General features: G+C 53.9%; 14 protein-coding genes. 1 reads left to right on the forward strand and 13 read right to left on the reverse strand.

Annotated features, from left to right (window positions below):
* Positions 1–4 precede the first annotated feature (4 nt).
* From D3P09_RS15295 to D3P09_RS15315, 5 genes are all read right to left on the reverse strand, one after another.
* Positions 5–964 (reverse strand): carbohydrate ABC transporter permease, encoded by a 960-nt coding sequence (locus D3P09_RS15295; RefSeq protein WP_207892500.1) that lies wholly within the window; start codon positions 962–964, stop codon positions 5–7.
* A gap of 112 nt (positions 965–1,076) precedes the next feature.
* Positions 1,077–2,396: an extracellular solute-binding protein gene (locus tag D3P09_RS15300; protein WP_120111677.1), complete on the reverse strand. Its 1,320-nt coding sequence runs from the start codon at positions 2,394–2,396 to the stop codon at positions 1,077–1,079.
* Between the two features lie 341 nt (positions 2,397–2,737).
* Positions 2,738–4,420 (reverse strand): glycoside hydrolase family 13 protein, encoded by a 1,683-nt coding sequence (locus D3P09_RS15305; protein ID WP_120112494.1) that lies wholly within the window; start codon positions 4,418–4,420, stop codon positions 2,738–2,740.
* A gap of 536 nt (positions 4,421–4,956) precedes the next feature.
* Positions 4,957–5,697, reverse strand: a complete 741-nt coding sequence (locus D3P09_RS15310; RefSeq protein WP_120112496.1) for a ThuA domain-containing protein — start codon at positions 5,695–5,697, stop codon at positions 4,957–4,959.
* A 184-nt stretch (positions 5,698–5,881) separates the two neighbouring features.
* A complete protein-coding gene (locus D3P09_RS15315; RefSeq protein ID WP_243644206.1) occupies positions 5,882–6,958 on the reverse strand; it encodes a Gfo/Idh/MocA family protein in 1,077 nt (358 codons plus the stop codon).
* Between the two features lie 133 nt (positions 6,959–7,091).
* Here D3P09_RS15315 and D3P09_RS15320 point away from each other — a divergent pair, with 133 nt between their 5' ends.
* Positions 7,092–7,973, forward strand: a complete 882-nt coding sequence (locus D3P09_RS15320) for an AraC family transcriptional regulator (protein ID WP_120111682.1) — start codon at positions 7,092–7,094, stop codon at positions 7,971–7,973.
* Between the two features lie 651 nt (positions 7,974–8,624).
* On the opposite strand, the gene D3P09_RS15330 is transcribed toward D3P09_RS15320, so the two are convergent.
* The 8 genes from D3P09_RS15330 to D3P09_RS15365 form a co-directional block, all read right to left on the reverse strand.
* Entirely contained in the window at positions 8,625–9,617 is a 993-nt protein-coding gene (locus D3P09_RS15330) for a DNA-3-methyladenine glycosylase 2 (protein WP_243644209.1), read from the reverse strand.
* On the reverse strand, positions 9,614–9,805 hold the full coding sequence (locus D3P09_RS15335; protein ID WP_120111684.1) for a hypothetical protein: 192 nt from the start codon (positions 9,803–9,805) through the stop codon (positions 9,614–9,616). Before D3P09_RS15335 ends, D3P09_RS15330 begins: the two co-directional genes overlap by 4 nt.
* A gap of 55 nt (positions 9,806–9,860) precedes the next feature.
* A complete protein-coding gene (locus D3P09_RS15340) occupies positions 9,861–12,224 on the reverse strand; it encodes a peptidase C14 (RefSeq protein ID WP_120111686.1) in 2,364 nt (787 codons plus the stop codon).
* A 43-nt stretch (positions 12,225–12,267) separates the two neighbouring features.
* Entirely contained in the window at positions 12,268–12,468 is a 201-nt protein-coding gene (locus D3P09_RS15345; protein WP_120111688.1) for a twin-arginine translocase TatA/TatE family subunit, read from the reverse strand.
* 252 nt (positions 12,469–12,720) lie between these two features.
* Positions 12,721–13,416 carry an ABC transporter permease gene (locus tag D3P09_RS15350; RefSeq protein WP_120111690.1) on the reverse strand — a complete coding sequence of 232 codons (696 nt, stop codon included), beginning with the start codon at positions 13,414–13,416 and terminating at the stop codon, positions 12,721–12,723.
* Positions 13,413–14,333: an ATP-binding cassette domain-containing protein gene (locus tag D3P09_RS15355; RefSeq protein WP_120111692.1), complete on the reverse strand. Its 921-nt coding sequence runs from the start codon at positions 14,331–14,333 to the stop codon at positions 13,413–13,415. The genes D3P09_RS15350 and D3P09_RS15355 overlap by 4 nt, the downstream gene beginning before the upstream one ends.
* Before the next feature lie 78 nt (positions 14,334–14,411).
* Positions 14,412–15,383 (reverse strand): sensor histidine kinase, encoded by a 972-nt coding sequence (locus tag D3P09_RS15360; protein ID WP_120111694.1) that lies wholly within the window; start codon positions 15,381–15,383, stop codon positions 14,412–14,414.
* Positions 15,384–16,100, reverse strand: coding sequence for a response regulator transcription factor (locus D3P09_RS15365; RefSeq protein ID WP_120111696.1), 717 nt, complete (start codon positions 16,098–16,100; stop codon positions 15,384–15,386).
* Positions 16,101–16,106 lie beyond the last annotated feature (6 nt).

Here is a 16,106-nt window from a genome sequence, read left to right on the forward strand (position 1 = left end):
CTCCTTAGAACATTCTCTGCCTTCCGATTTTTTTCATCTGCGTATACGTCAGGATAAAGACGAGCACGCCCATCATGACCCCCATAGCCGAAGCCGGTCCAAACTTCAGGTTCTGGAACGCTTCGATATAGATCAAGCTCGGGATAACATGCGTCTGGTTCATCGGTCCGCCCTGCGTAATGAAGTAGACTTGCGGGAAAAATCCGAATGCTCCGTTGATCAGATTGATGACGATGAAGAGCGTAATCGGCTTCAGAAGAGGAATGGTTATTTTCCAAAACTTCTGGCCCGCGTTGGCCCCGTCGATATCGGCTGCCTCATACAGGTCCTTCGGTATGCCCTGCAGCGCCGCAAGATAGATGACGACGCCCCATCCGACTGTCTTCCAAATATGGAACAGCCAGATCATGATCATGGCCGACCAATAGTTGTTGCGCCAGGAAATCGGCTCGCCAATGATGCCTAATTGCTTATGAAGAATGAAATTGATAAAGCCGCCGTCGCCGTCTGCGAACAAATATTTGAACAGCAGCGCGATAATAATCCACGATGTGACGATCGGCAAATAATAAATGGTGCGGAACGCAATTTTGAATTTGACGAACCTGGCGTTGATCAGGACGGCGAAAAACACTGCCAAAAACCAGTTGACCGGCACCGTCGCCGCCACGTTCAGGAACGTGTTGCGCAGCGCGATCAAGAAGCGGTCGTTCGGGTCCTGGAACACCTTCGTATAGTTGTCGAAGCCGACCCACGGATTCGCCGCATTCGGCATAATGCTGTAATCCTGAAAGCTGATCATAATGTTGCGGATCATGGGATAAATCACGAATACGGCGATGCCGATAAAGCCGATCGCGACAAAAGGCAGTACGGTCAGCCATTGCTTGAGGCCGAGCTTGAACTTGCTTTTGCGCATCAGAGGCGGCTGCTTGGTATCCGGCGTTAATGCGGAATCGGGCATAAGCGGATGCCCTCCTTTCGCTGGTTGAGAGAATGTCTGGTTGTTGCAAGGAGGAAAGGGCGGCTTCGCCGAAGCAGCCGCCCCGCAAAGTTACCCTTTCCATCGATGCTGCTTATTTCAATATCGCTTCGATCTGCTTCACCGCTTCGTCCAGCGCAGCCTTCGGCTCAGACTCGCCGCGAATCGCTTTTTCGAATGCCAGGTTGAAAATCGCTTCCACTTCGCCCCATTGCGGGATCGGCGTGCGCGGCAGCGCCGTCTCGAGCTGCTCTACGTACGTATCAACGAACGGAATGTCCATCGATTTCATTGCATCTGCCGCTGCTTTATTGGAAGGGATGAGGCCTGTTTCGGCCATAATTTTTTGCGGCTCTTCGGTCAGCATCCACTTTGCAAATGTCCATGCTTCCTCCGGATGCTTGGAATTCGCGAACATCACCAGATTCTCGCCGCCGATGACGGAACGGCTGCCGCCGTCTCCTGCCGGCATAAGCGCTCTTACCGTCTCCTCCAGCGGATCGAAGCCTGTTGCTTCCTTCTCCGCAATCTTCGTGCTGTAGAACCAAGGACCGTCATCGCTCATCAAATATTCGCCGCTAATGATGCCGTCCCATGTGCCCGGCTCGCCGCCAAGCATAACTGGCAGCACCAGCCCTTTGCTGTTCCAATCCATAATGGTTTGCAAAGCCTTTACGCTGGCTTCGCTGTTCAGATACCCGTCTGCTTTGGTATAGTCATCATTCGTGATGGAACCGCCCAAGCTCCAGAACCATGGCGCGAGCCCCCAGGCATGAATGCCCGATACGCCCATGCCGTATTTGCCCTTCGCCTTCAGCGTCTCCGCTGCCGCAACCAGCTCATCCATCGTCTTCGGCGCTTCTGTCAGGCCCGCTTCCGCAAGCGTCGCCTTGTTGTAGATCGCAACCTTTGTATTCGTGTTGACCGGAACGCCGTAATAGCCGCTGTTAAAATAATTCGTGGCCATCGGAGCTTCAAATACCCTCCCTTTCAGCTCCTCAAAGCCGTCCAGCTTGCTCACTTCCATCAGCGCGTTCTGTGCCGCAAATTCCGGTACCCATACGATATCCATGCGCATCAGGTCCGGCGCCGCATCGCCGGCTACACCGGCTATGACTTGCTGCTTCAGCCCTTCATAAGGCATGCGCGTCAGCTTCAGCTCGATGTTCGGATACGCTTCCTCGAAGGCCGGCTTGATTTTGTCGGTCAGCACCATTTCTTCCGCGTCGCTGTAAGTGTGCCAGTATTCGATCGTTACTTTTTTGCCTGCGGGCTTATCGGTTCCGCCGTCCGTCCCTGACCCGCCATTGCCCGAAGACCCGTTATTGCCTCCGTTGCCGCCAGAGCACGCGGCCATTACCAATACGAGAACAAGCGCCATAAGGGCGATTGCCGCTTTTCTTGTCTTTTTCATTCTCTATTGCTCCCCTCATGATAGGTGTGTAATCCATAGGTCGATTATCACCCAGGGGCCGCGCGGAAGTAACCGCTTACTTTCTCATCATCGTGTCGTATAATCTCCTCTTCCCGGCGGGCGGAGAGCAGGCTGCAGCTTGTATGGTGTTCGATTTTATGCTGGGGTGTGTTTTATTCTCTTGGGTGAGGGGAGGGATAGGGCGTTGCGGCATCGCGATTATTTCAAAGTGACAAGAAGGATAATGCTAGCAGAAAGGGGATTTTTCAGAAGGTGCACAATATTACGATGGGGTGAACATAAGACACCCCACCGTTCATGTGCGCGTTAACTGGAGAGCATTACTTGGTTAAAGAATAGACACGTGCTTCGTATGGGCGTAGAGTGAATTGACGAATATCGGCCGGCGCTTCAATATCATCGTAGTTGCTAATGATCAATTCCCTGGAGGCATGCGCCAGCTCGTCAGGAAGAATGAATTCAGCTGGCTCTCCAAAGAAATTAAGGATGATCAGCCACCGCTCGCCGTTCAGTTCCCGCGTATAAACGTAAATGCGGTCATCGTCCGGCAGGATCAGCTCATAGCTGCCATACACCATAATATCGTGTTTCTTGCGAAGCTGGATCAGCCGCTTGTAGTAATGGAAGATAGAATCCGAATCGGCTGTTGCCTGCTCCGCATTGATCCGGTCGTAGTCCGGATTCGACGCCAGCCATGGAGTGCCGGTCGTAAATCCGCCATTCGGCGAAGCATCCCATTGCATCGGCGTGCGCGCGTTATCCCTGCCTTTAGCATAGATAGAAGCCATGACTTCCTCTTCGCTTCTGCCGTGCTCATATCTGTGCTCCCGGTACATATTGAGCGTCTCAATATCGCGGTAATCGTCGATGGACGGGAACTTTACGTTAGTCATGCCAAGCTCTTCACCCTGGTAAATGTACGGCGTGCCTTTAAGCGTATGCAGCAGAGTTGCGAGCATTTTGGCGGATTGCTTATGATATGCGCCTGTGTCGCCGAACCGGGATACCATGCGCGGCTGATCGTGATTATTCAGATAGAGGCTGTTCCAGCCGTCCTCCGCCAATCCCACCTGCCACTTATGCAAAATATCCCGAAGTCCTTTCAGCGTCCATGGTCTGAGGTCCCATTTGCCGTATGGCCCGGAATCGACGTCCATGTGCTCGAACTGGAACACCATGTTCAACTCGCCGCGGTCCTTGCCCGTATAATCCTTAGCCTGCTCGACCGTTGCGCCCGGCATTTCCCCTACTGTCATAATGTCGTACTTCGACAGCACTTCACGATTCATTTCTTGCAGGTAATCATGGATCTTAGGCCCGTTCATAAAATGCTCGCCGCCCCATGCGTAGCGATCCCCGCCAACACTCGGCAGCCCTGGCGTCTTGGAAATGCAATTGATTACGTCCATCCGGAAGCCGTCGATTCCTTTATCGAGCCAGAACGTCATCATGTGGTACACTTCCTGGCGGAGGACAGGATTCTCCCAGTTCAGGTCGGGCTGTTTTTTCGAGAACAAATGCAAGAAGTATTCGCCCGTCGCTTCATCATACTGCCATGCCGAGCCGCCAAAAAACGAAACCCAGTTATTCGGCTCTTGCCCTTCGGGACCGCCCGGACGCCACATGTAGTAATCGCGATAAGGGCTGTCCTTGGAGGAACGCGACTCCATGAACCACGCGTGCTCGTCCGAAGAATGGTTCACCACGAGGTCCATGATCAGCTTCATGCCGCGTTCATGAATGCCCTGGAGCATTTCCTCCCAATCCGCCATCGTGCCGAACTCATCCATTATGTTGCGATAGTCGCTAATGTCGTAGCCATTGTCATCATTAGGCGACTTGAACACCGGACTCAGCCAAATGACGTCTACGCCCAGCTCCTTCAAGTAATCCAGCTTGGAAATGATGCCTCGCAGATCGCCAATGCCATCTCCATTGGAGTCCATGAAGCTCCTTGGGTAAATTTGATACACAACGGCTTCCTTCCAAAACGCTCGCTTCAACTCGCTCATCCCTAAGTCACTCCTATTCGTACGCATTATCGTAACTGCTACCTAGTATGAAGAAGCTCCCGCCCCGCGAAAACGTACAACCTTCTCACGTTGCGGAATATAATGCACCCTTGCGGCGTTGGGCACGCCTTGGGTTCGCTGCAAGCCGAGTTTCTCGGATTAGAGCGCGCGGCACGACCCATTTGCGTGCTGCAAGCCGAGTTTCTCGGATTAGAGTGCGCGGCGCGGCCCGTTTGCTTGCTGCAAGCCGAGTTTCTCGGATTAGAGTGCGCGGCGCGGCCCGTTTGCTTGCTGCAAGCCGAGTTTCTCGGATTAGAGTGCGCGGCGCGGCCCGTTTGCTTGCTGTAAGCCGAGTTTCTCGGCTATCAGTCGCCCCATCCCTGCGAGTGCGGAAATAGGCCCTGTCTCTAATGCTGGACCAAAAGAGAACAGGACCTATTGTCAGCGTATGCCGGCTGCTTCGACTTTAGCCGGCTTGCTTTTTACCCCAATCGTACGTGCCAAACAAAAACTAACCTGCTTACTGCTTACTTGCTTTTGCCGATCGGTTCGATCGGATCCATCCGGCCGGAGCGAGTAGCGGCGCCTGCGATAGGCGCGGCCCAGCGAACGGCGTTGCCGATTACCTTCAGCACTTCCGGCTGATGGTAGATCGGGAATGTCTCATGGCCCGGGCGGAAGTAGAACAGCTTGCCCTTGCCGCGACGGTAGCAGCAGCCGCTGCGGAACACTTCGCCGCCTTCGAACCACGAGATGAAGACTAGCTCGTCCGGCGCCGGAATCTCGAAACGCTCGCCGTACATTTCTTCCTTCGGAATTTCAAAGTAATCGCCAAGACCTTCCGCAATCGGATGACCGTGCTCGATAACCCATACTCTCTCGCGCTCGCCGTCATCACGCCACTTCAGCGTCCCCGTCTTTGTGCCGAGCAGCCGTTCGAACAGCTTCGAGCCATGACCGGAGTGAAGCACGATCAGCCCCATGCCGTCTGTCACAACGCGGTCGCGCACCTTCTCCACAATGTCATCGCGCACTTCGCCATGCGCCAGATGTCCCCACCAGATGAGGACATCCGTATTCGCCAGCACTTCATCGGTCAAGCCATGATCCGGCTCATCCAGCGTAGCTGTGCGAATCTCAACCGGCTCATTGGTTTTCAAATAGTTGCCGATTGCGTTATGAATGCCCTCCGGATAAATGCTTGCTACATGCTCGTTTTCTTTCTCATGCCGATATTCGTTCCATACGGTAACGCGAATGGTCATAATCTTCATCTCCTATTCCTGCTGCATTTTTGATTTCACTTCGGCATTGCCTTACCTAGGTCAATTTCCAGCTCAACCTTACTTTCCTTCAATCCTTCGATCCATTCCAGCTTGGCCTGGCCTTCTCTAGATGATTTCCAGCTCGGCTTTACCTTCCTTCGATACTCCCGGCTCAGCCTGGCCTTCCCTACATCGCTTCCAGCTTCGTCACGCTGTCCTTCACTACCGTGGACACCCAGCGCTCCTCCGCAAACGATTCAATAATGGCATCCAGCGTTAACTGATTAATATAGCCGTCCTCGATCGTCGCATCCAGCCCGTCGCCCTTGCCCTGCAGCAAATTGAAGAACGCCTGCATCTGCTCAGCTGCGCAGCTCTCCGGCACGGCCGCATCCCTGAAGCCGCCCTCTTCATCCGTAAAGTTCACCTGCAGCGAATCCGATTCCTCCAGGTTGTATACAAGCGAACCCTCAGAGCCGTAAACTTCGATGCGCTGGTAATTGCCCCGGCCGAACGCAAAACGAGAGATTTGCATGGAAGACGAAATGCCGCCCTCCATCCGGCCCAGCACATGGCAGAAGTCATCGACATCTACTTCGCCTGTACCGTTGCCGCCGATCAGCTCACGCTCGCGGATAATGGTATCGGCATGCCCGATGACCTTCTCCGTCTCCCCGACGAGGAAACGATGCAGATCCAAAATATGCGATCCCAAGTCGCCAAGCGCGCCGGAGCCGGACAGTTCCTTGCTGAAGCGCCATACAAGCGGAAGCTTCTCGTCAATGGCCCACCCTTGCAAATACTGGCTATATATATGATGGATGCGTCCAAGCTTGCCCTCGGCAATCAACTGCCTTGCATAACGCGCAGCAGACTTGTAGCGGTATGTGAAGCACACCATATGAGGGATCGGAGACTTCCGCAGCTCTTCACGCAGCACAAGCGCTTCCCCCGTGTTCATCGCAATCGGCTTCTCCAGCGCAAACGGCTTTCCGTAGCGAATCGCGTCCCGCGCCACCGCAAAATGGTTGAAATTCGGCGTGCCGATCATAACCGCGTCGATCTCTCCGTTCTGGAGCATATCCTCATGGCGCGCATAACGCCTCTCCGCCGGAATGCCCAGCGACTCTCCCCGCTCCGCAAGCGCAGTCACATTGACATCGCAGATGGCCCATAGCTCGGCATCCGGACTTTGCTCGATGCCCCAGATGTGATAATTCGCAATTCCGCCAAGCCCAATGACTCCGATTTTCAGCTTCCCCATATCCACCATCCATTTCACATTCGAGTTGGCCGTTCACCAACAAGTATAGAGTGTGCTAGAATGATCGAAAATGAGCAATGGTGACGCTTTTTGTACAATACCGACTTTTCCAAAATAGAGGATGTGATCCTGCATGTTAAAAATGAATGTCGAACGGGTCCCCAAAATCATGCTGATAGGCTACGTTTCCTATACCGCTCCGTGGATTCATTTCCACCGTAATACCGACGAGCATATTCTGTACATCGTAAAAAACGGCGAGCTTCACATGAGGGAGGACGGCCGCGACTACGTGCTGAAGCGCGGTGACTCGCTGCTGCTGGAGCCTGGGCTTGAGCACGAAGGCACCAAAAAAGCGGCATGCGACTACTACTACTTTCACTTCAAGCATCCGGGTCTGTCATCCGCTGAAGATCTGAATCCCGTGGAGCTGGCCAAAAGCATTCTGCTGGAGGAGCAATCCGACCCGGAGGAGGAGACGACCTACTACTTCCCCAAGCTGCATTCGCTCTCGGACAAAACCAGCTTCAGCCAAATGATGCATGCGCTTAATGAGCTGCTTATTCTATACAGGCGCAAGCATTACAACCGCGGATTAACTGCGCTGCGCTTCTCCGAGCTGCTCATTGAGCTGTCGCGCGATTATTTCCTGCACAAGCTGCGGCATGAGGGCGGCAAAGGCTCCAAAGCGGTTGCCAAAGTCCATGCACTGCTCGACTATATCCACCAGCATTACACGGAGAAGATTGGCAGCGCCATGATCGAGAGGGAGTTCGAATCCAATTACGATTATTTGAACCGGATTTTCAAGGAGACGACAGGCTACACCATTACGCGATACGTCAACAAGGTGCGCATCCAGCACGCGCAGGAGCTGATCCAGGCGACGCATATGAGCTTCGGGGAAATCGGATATCTCACAGGACTAGAGGATCCATATTACTTCAGCAAGGTGTTCAAGCAGTTCACGGGCGTAGCTCCGGGGCAATATTATAAGCAGGTGCGGGAGCTATAGTGTATAAACTACCCTGCGGGTGATTGAAAGTCACAAGTGATACTGGCCCTGGTCTTGGCCTGCTTGCTGGTCCTGATCCTGGCCTGCTTGCTGGTCCTGGTCCTGACCTGCTTGCTGGCCCTGGTCCTGGCCTGCTTGCTGGCCCTGGTCCTCGCCTGCTTGCTGGTCCTGGTCCTGGCCTGCTTGCTAGCCCTGGTCCTAGCCTGCTTGCTAGCCCTGGTCCTGGCCTGCTTGCTGGCCCTGATCCTGCCTCTTGAACTTGTCTCCTGATCCTGCCTCCTAACGGAACTGAGAGACTCTATGCTTCGATTTTTATACGTTTAAAACATCTAACGGAATTAGGAAGCCTTATTTGCACCATCCGACCTATATTTCGGTTCATTTAAGGCAAATAAGGGCGCTCTATTCCGTTACTGTTCAAATATGGCAGAAAACGGGCAAATAGCGTCCCGTAGTTCCCTTACGAATTTCAAAGCATGACTCCCCCCATCAGGATCGCTTCAGCCAACCTGCTTCAGCCAGCTTTAAGCAGGTTTTCGGCTGCTTAAAGCTCTCCTTTCGGCGAATGTATCCACAACTCTAAAATTGCATAATTTCCAAACAACAAGAAAACGGCCATCCCTTCAGGATGCCCGTTCAATCGTCATTGCCTTAATACAATAACCGCCACAAATAGAACGTCGCATACGCCTCCCAGCCGCTCCAGCCTTCGGACAAAGCGACCAGTTCGGGCTTGGTCGGCTTGCGGTCCATGCCAAGCTGCAGCTTGATGGCGTTATGCAAGCCAACATCATCGATCGGAAAGGCATCGGGCAGTCTCAAGCAACGCATAATGGCATAATGAGCTGTCCAAGGGCCGATCCCCCGCATGCCGGTCAGCAGCTTCTCCGCCTCCTTCAGGCTGCCCGCCCCGATAACCCGCTCCTTGCTAAGCGCGCCTGAAGCGACCGCCTCAGCTGCTCCAATCAAATACTCGCATTTCTTCACCGTCATGCGCATCGGCTCCAGATCGGATACCGACAGCGAAGCGATCAGCTCCGGCTTAGGGAAGAGCCAGTGCGTGGCGCCTTCCGCCACCACTGACACGCCGTAGGCCTCCACTAGTCTCCTCTTCAGCGTATAGGCAAATGCCAGATTGATTTGCTGTCCGATAATCCCCCAGCACAACGCCTCGAACAAATCCGGGATGCCCATCAGCCTTAAGCCATGGAATTGCTGGACCGGCTCCTGCAAGAGCCTATCCCTTGACGCAAGCTCATAGAACGGCGACAGGTCGCGGTCCAGGTCGAACCATTCCCGCACATACGCCTGAGCTGCGGCTATAAGCTGGTCACGAACCTCTACGTTTGCAGGAGCCGCTGCTATAAGCTGGTCACGAACATCCACGTTTGCAGGAGCCGCAGCTATAAGCCGGTCACGAACATCCACGTTCGCAGAAACTCCGACTAACTCCAGCTGCAGTCCGCCGCCGGGTGACGGACCAACCTTCATCACAGCCTTATCATCACCATGCGCTATCGCTTTATAGACATAACCATCCTCGATCCGGTACATGCATTCATTCGCCGACCTCTGCAAATAAGCCACATTCTTCTCAAAGCTGAACGCCTTCGGCACCTGCAATTCGATTGTTATTGGATTCAAACGTATTCCTCCGCTTCGCTTACGCCTTCTTCTTTAGTTGTAACATAGAATACGAAGAAATAAACTACGGAATCTTGCTCTTTTAGTCTGAAGCCGGCAGCACGAATCGGGCAAATCTCGAAGTCCAACTGCACCAAGAAGCGAGTGTCTGCGCGCCGCAAGTTGTCCATAGAGACACCCATCGCCATTCAAAAAGCGCAGCCCCTAAGCAGGAGCTGCGCCGCGAATACATCGATAAGTCCGCTAAAAAATCATATTATAAGCGGCGCCATGCTTAATGGTGTCGCCTTCCTCCGCCGGCAAGGACGTGCGATCCACGCCCTCCTCCACGCAGGAGAGGATACAGAAGAAATTCTCGGCGCCGAAGCCGCCGCCGTCCGCGACATATTTGCCGCCCTTGAAGTGTGCGCCAATCGAATGGAGCCGGTTGCCCGCGCCCTCGATATGGAAGTGCGCGGTGTCCGCATCGGCAGCCGCGCTGACGATCTGTCCGATGTTGAAGGTAACGGCGTTGCCCCCTTCGGTGCTTTTGAAAAAGGCTTTTTCGCCGTTGGTGCCGCTGAATTGAGCTCCGCCGCCCAAGGTGACGCTTTGCGCCGCATTGCCGCTTGTGGACTTGTCCCATGCGCCGGTCAGCACGAAGCCGCAATTAATAAAGCCGCCGCCTTGAATGACGATCTCCTTGGTGCCTACCCGAACCTTGCCGGTTGTCGGCGATGCTCCCTTGAACCAGGTGTTGATCAGCGTCAGCTTGTTCAAGCTGCCGATATTAACATCCTCGACATTATAGAATTCGCAGTTCGATATTTGCAGATCGCCGTTAATCGGCGTGTAGCCGACCGTATTGGCACGGATCGGACGGGCAATCTCATAGCCGTTCAGCATGCCGAAGGAGCTGCTGTCGATGATGTTTTTCCGCTTGGAGAGGGACGAGCCCTTGGAGAGCGTAATCATGTTCTCCGCCGTGCAGCCGCGCATTTGGAGACCATCGACATTGGCCCAGATGGAGCCCGAGTTGGCGAGCCCTTCCTTCACGATCGCGTAGCAGTCCTCCAGCGTCAGGTCCGTCAGCCGCTTGTTGGCGACAATGCGAGTGGCGATATGCTTTTTCACCGTAATCCGCTTGGCGCTGTCTCCCCAGGTCGTGCCGCTGTTCGCAAAGGAAAGCAGACCCGAATTGCCGATATAGACGAGGTCATGCTCATATTGACCGTGTGTCACGAATGGACCGTAGTCGTCGCCGTCGCCATGGCAATTCTCCACCATGCTGTACGCTGCGCATGTGAAGTCATTCAGATGCCGGGCGTTGCTCGTATTGCAGTCGCGCACATGGCCGTACAGCACGTTCAGCTGCTGGGTCAAATACCCCGTGCCGCCCCAATCCCGTTCCTCCGGATTGACCAGCTCGCATTGCTCCGTTATGTAGTGGGAGCAATACCGGCGCTGAATGACCGGCCAGAACACTTTGGTCGCGCGGATCCCCGACACGTTGCACTCTACCGCAAATTCGTAAGCAACAGGATTGGAGCCGATCTGATCCCATGTCTCGAACGGACGCACGCTGGCAGACGGATTCGGCGGCACAGGCACCCCGACGAATTGCATATTGCGCACATGGCAATGGAAGACCGGATTCATCTTGGTATACGTAATCGTTCTGCCTGCTGCGAGCGGCCAGCCCAGCTTGTAATTGACGCGTATGCTGCTTGAGGATACAATCTCCGTTACTTTCACCAAATAATCCAGCTCGCGCTGCGCGCTGCCGCCAGAATTGTTGCTGATTCTGGCAATCCACCAATCATCGACCTGAAACGCTGAGGCATTGGATACCTCCAGCACATCCCTGCCCTCCGGCAGAGCTGCGCTTAGCGTCACCGTCTGGCTGCCACCCGCCTGTGTGCCCTGAAAGAATAATACCGCGCCAAACGGATTGTCTCGCGTATTCAGCTCGATGCCATCCGTTGTAACCGTATGTCCGCCGAAATCCAGCTCAATATGGCTGCGGTGGAACACATGTCTTCTGGCAAAATTCAAGTCGGTATGCGCCTCAACGCGATGAATAGACGGATCGTTCACCATGGCATCCAGCGCGTCGTCGGCATTCTGGTTCGGCCCGAATATGCCGAACCAGCGGAAATCCGCCGCCCCGTTATGAATAGTCAGCCAGCGGCCGGCGCCTATGCCCGTTCCCTGATGCACCGTACCTCCGTTGGCCCCAGCCGTGCTGCTTTGCGACCAGCGGACCACATGTCCTCCGCCGTCGCCAGCTGTATAGTATCCGCTTACATAAACAAGCGTGCCTTCTTTCAATTGGCCTTTCGGTATGGATGAGAGAGCTTGAACATTGGCCACTTGAAGCATGCTGGACGGAGCGCCCTTGTCGAGCTTCTGATCGTCCTTGCCCTGGGCTTCGCTGTCCGCGAATGCCAGCTTAGGAAATAAAGCGCTTCCAGCAAGCATGACACTTCCAATGCCAATCGCTTGGAGCATCTTTCTTCTGCTGATCGACACTTCTTCCTTATGCTCCGTCGGAAAGCCCGTTGCCGTCTCCGCTACAGCTCCAGATTGCATATCCTCAGCGAGATTATTGATGTCTTTCTGATTCACGAAGATTCCTCCATTCAATCAGTTAGATTGCAGAATTTCACAGCTAGGACTCGTTTTTCTTTTCTCCGGCTTGCTCTGCTGTCTTCGCTTGCTCGTCCTCTGCCACGAGCGCTCTCGTGCCGCTTCGGAATTCGCGAATCGTTGTCCCTACAGCCTTCCCCAATTCAGGAAGCTTCTTCGGACCAAACAGCAGCAGCGCCAAAATCCCAACAAGAATAATTCCGGTAATCCCGATATTAGGCATATACAACCTCCTCACCCTGTATTTGATCTCCATCTAGTGTACATTTAAGTTAACAATAATAAATTATAAATTAACTAATGTACATCTGATACACAGATTATACAAGCCGTTATTTTTGGATGTCAATCTAATATTTTGAATTGTGTAAATTGAATGATAATTAATGAAAAGCAACAAAAAGGGCCATCTCCTAAGAGATCGCCCTTTGTCAAACAACACGGCCCTTGACCGTAATAACTGAATACTTTCTGACTATGCGACATCAACTCTGTCAATATTCCTGATGCTCAGCAAAGTAAGCAAGATGCCCAGCGCGGCCAGCGACAGCGGTATAGCAATGATCGAGCCGAGGCTGAAGCCCATATTATTGGAGCATACAACCATAACAAGCAGTACAGCTGTCACTATCGTGGACGGCACCGATTTCTTCCTCATCCCGATCGTCAGCGGCAGCAAGCTCATGCCGGCTGCTGCGAGAGCATTGGTAATGACCGAAATCCCATGGTTGATCAGCAGCTCGGACGAAATCGTATCCGGCACATAACCCAGGTTGGCATTAACCGTTAGAAATATCGTTCCGATCAAGAAATTCGCAATGATTACATTGGCTAGGGTCCATACAAACACCATCGACAGCTTCGCAGCCAGCAGCTTCTTGCGGCTTACCGGATAAGCGAACAGAAGCGCCATCGTCTTATTCTGGAACTCCCCGATTACGAGCTTGGCAAGCAGCACCGAAGCATAAATAATAAACGTTGCGCGTATAAGCGTGTCAATCAGGCCCAGCATCTCCGCATTGCTTTGGAAGATCGGCTCGGTTTGCGTCGGACCCTCTACCAGGTAGATCAGGAGCAGGAAGCCGAGAATGACCGCATACGTAATCAGCGATCCCCACAGATATCCGCCCATCTTGCCCTTCTTAAGCTCAAGCTTGATCAAATGCATCATGCTTGCCCACCTCCCCGTGTAAGATCCAGGAAGTACTCTTCCAAAGAATGATGGCGTCTGTTGATCGCCGTCACCGGCACGTCATTCAGGATCAGCCCTTTGAACAGCTCTTCTTGCGTGATCGTCATCTCATAGATGCGTACTGCTGTATTGCCTACGATCTTGTAATTGCGAATTCCAAGTCTGTCATCCAGCACAACAGCACACAGCTTCACATCCGTCGTCGTAATTTCCACATATTCCGTTCTTGACTTGCGGATGCTCTCCATCGACACTTCCTCCAGCAGACGGCCGCGATCCAGCACGCCGATCGTGTCCGCGATCTGCTCAATCTCCGCCAGCATATGGCTGGAGATCAGGAGAGTCATGCCGTATTCATCGCATAATCTTCTGAATAGCGAGCGTGTCTCCTGAATGCCCTCCGGGTCCAGGCCGTTGATCGGCTCGTCCAGGATGAGCAGCTCCGGGCGGGTGCAGATCGCTCTAGCGATGCCCAGCCTCTGCCTCATGCCAAGCGAGAATTGCTTGACCGGCTTGTTCTCGATACCTCTCAGCTGGACCATCTCCAGCGCTTCCTTAATGGCGCCCGGGCGGTGATACCCCATATATTCGCAGTGCAGCTCCAGATTCTGCTCAGCAGTCAGCTTCTCATAAAAGACTGGCGCTTCAATCATGTGTCCAATCCGCTTGAGCGGCTCAATCGTACCTGGCAAGAGCCTCTCGCCGAATAGCTCAATCTCGCCTCCAGTCGGCTTGACCAGATTAAGCAGCATTTTCATAAGCGTCGACTTGCCCGCCCCGTTGGGCCCAAGAAATCCGTAGATTTCTCCTCTGCCGACCTTCATACTTACATTCGTCACGACGTCCGCTTTGTCATACGTCTTGCTTAGCAGCCGCGTTCGGATGATTTCCGTCATGTCCTCACTCTCCCGCTTGAATTCGTTATGGACTAATCTTATCGCGGGACTCTCTCTTTTTTCTGTCTGAAATCTTACTTATTTCTTACTTCCCGCATTTGCTGCCGCTTGAGGCTCAGCCGCCTTCAGAGATACGGTAAAGCTGGTTCGGACATCCGGCACGCTCTGAACGGCGATGCTGCCACCGAGCCGCTCGATCAGACGCTTCGTTATCGTAAGGCCGAGCCCGCTTCCCTGCACATTCTTATTGCGCGAATCCTCCAGTGTATACAGCCGCTCGAATATCCGTTTCTGCTCGCGAGGCGGTATGCCGGGTCCGCGGTCCGCAACCTCTATGACAATCTGCTCGCCCCGCCGCAAGATGGACAGCCCCAAATATTTGCCGATGGCGCCGTACCGGACCGCATTGGAGAGCAAATTGTCCAAGATGCGGGTCAAAGCCTCTTCATTGGCATACACCTGAAGCGGCTCTTCCCTAATATCAATATCGACCTCATAGCCTTCGGAAGCAAGCAGATCGTAATAAGCCAGGATACGGTGGCGAGCCACCTCTCCGATATCCAGCACCGCCATCTCCAGCTCAGAATCATTCGCCTCAAGCTTGGCCAGGTCGAAGAAGGCATTGATAAGCGCAAGCACCTCTTGCGTCTTCCTGTAGATCTGGCCGAGCAGCCTGCGCCGCTCCTCCGGCTGCAGATCCGGGCTGCGGTCCAGCATCTCCGCATAACCAAGCACGACCGTAAGCGGCGTCTTCAAATCATGCGAGACGTTAGAGAGCATGCGGCGCATCGCTTGTTCCGTCATCGCATAATCAGAGGCCGACTGGCGGGCGCGTTCCACCAGCTCGTTCACTGAGCGAAGCAGCTCCCGCAGCTCATTCAGCTCTGTTACGACCTGCACTCGTTCTACAGAAGAAGCCGGACGGCTTGCAATCTCGTCCAGCTTCGATTGAATATAGGTCAGATTAGTCCGAATCTCTCGGTTGCGGGCCCGTTCACGAGCATACAAGAGAGCGAACAGCACAGCGAGAACAAGCGCCAGCCACAGCATCTATGCTTCCCCCAGTCGATATCCGATTCCCCATAGCGTACGTATGTAGCGGGGGTTCGACGGATCATCCTCAATCTTCTCCCGAAGCCGCCTCATATGAACGTTGATGACATTCTCGTCGCCATAATAATCTTCGTTCCAGACCAGCTGATAAAGCAGCGCCTTCGTATAAACCCTGGTCGGATGCTGAACGAACAGCTTCAGAATGTGAAATTCCTTCGCTGTCAGCTTCACGTCCTCGCCCCGCTTGGTCACGGTGAAGTTGTCGATATCGATGCGCAAATCACCGAACGCCAGCAACGCTTGTTCCTTGTCCTCGGCAGGCGGAGGGGACTCCGGCGCCGAGACATATTGCGTCGCTCTGCGAATCGATGCGCTCACTCTCGCCGCCAGCTCCAGCAGGGAGAAGGGCTTGGCAATATAATCATCCGCGCCGAACCTGAGGCCAAGCGCCTTGTCCACTTCGCCGTCCTTGGCCGACAGGATGAGGATCGGCACTTTGCTCCGCTCGCGGATGCGCTGCAGAAGATCAAGCCCGTTCACATTCGGCAGCATCAAATCCAGCAGCACCAGATCGTAGCTGCCTCCGTCGAACGCCCGCAATGCATCGCCGCCATCATCGACGGTCGTCACGCGATAGCCTTCTTTGGATAAATAGTCGACGACCATCTCGCTGATGGAGAGATCGTCTTCGATGAGCAGCAGGCTGCCGGTCATGCAGAG

The organism is Paenibacillus pinisoli (genome assembly GCF_003605435.1).
Classification (GTDB): Bacteria; Bacillota; Bacilli; order Paenibacillales; family Paenibacillaceae; genus Pristimantibacillus; species Pristimantibacillus pinisoli.

Excerpts from the sequence above, each read along its gene's own strand:
- D3P09_RS15320 (WP_120111682.1), top strand. The coding sequence starts at position 7,092 with ATGTTAAAAATGAATGTCGAACGGGTCCCCAAAATCATGCTGATAGGC.
- D3P09_RS15315 (WP_243644206.1), bottom strand. The coding sequence starts at position 6,958 with ATGGGGAAGCTGAAAATCGGAGTCATTGGGCTTGGCGGAATTGCGAAT.
- D3P09_RS15360 (WP_120111694.1), bottom strand. The coding sequence starts at position 15,383 with ATGCTGTGGCTGGCGCTTGTTCTCGCTGTGCTGTTCGCTCTCTTGTAT.
- D3P09_RS15295 (WP_207892500.1), bottom strand. The coding sequence starts at position 964 with ATGCCCGATTCCGCATTAACGCCGGATACCAAGCAGCCGCCTCTGATG.
- D3P09_RS15355 (WP_120111692.1), bottom strand. The coding sequence starts at position 14,333 with ATGACGGAAATCATCCGAACGCGGCTGCTAAGCAAGACGTATGACAAA.
- D3P09_RS15345 (WP_120111688.1), bottom strand. The coding sequence starts at position 12,468 with ATGCCTAATATCGGGATTACCGGAATTATTCTTGTTGGGATTTTGGCG.
- D3P09_RS15350 (WP_120111690.1), bottom strand. The coding sequence starts at position 13,416 with ATGATGCATTTGATCAAGCTTGAGCTTAAGAAGGGCAAGATGGGCGGA.
- D3P09_RS15335 (WP_120111684.1), bottom strand. The coding sequence starts at position 9,805 with ATGGCGATGGGTGTCTCTATGGACAACTTGCGGCGCGCAGACACTCGC.
- D3P09_RS15300 (WP_120111677.1), bottom strand. The coding sequence starts at position 2,396 with ATGAAAAAGACAAGAAAAGCGGCAATCGCCCTTATGGCGCTTGTTCTC.
- D3P09_RS15365 (WP_120111696.1), bottom strand. The coding sequence starts at position 16,100 with ATGACCGGCAGCCTGCTGCTCATCGAAGACGATCTCTCCATCAGCGAG.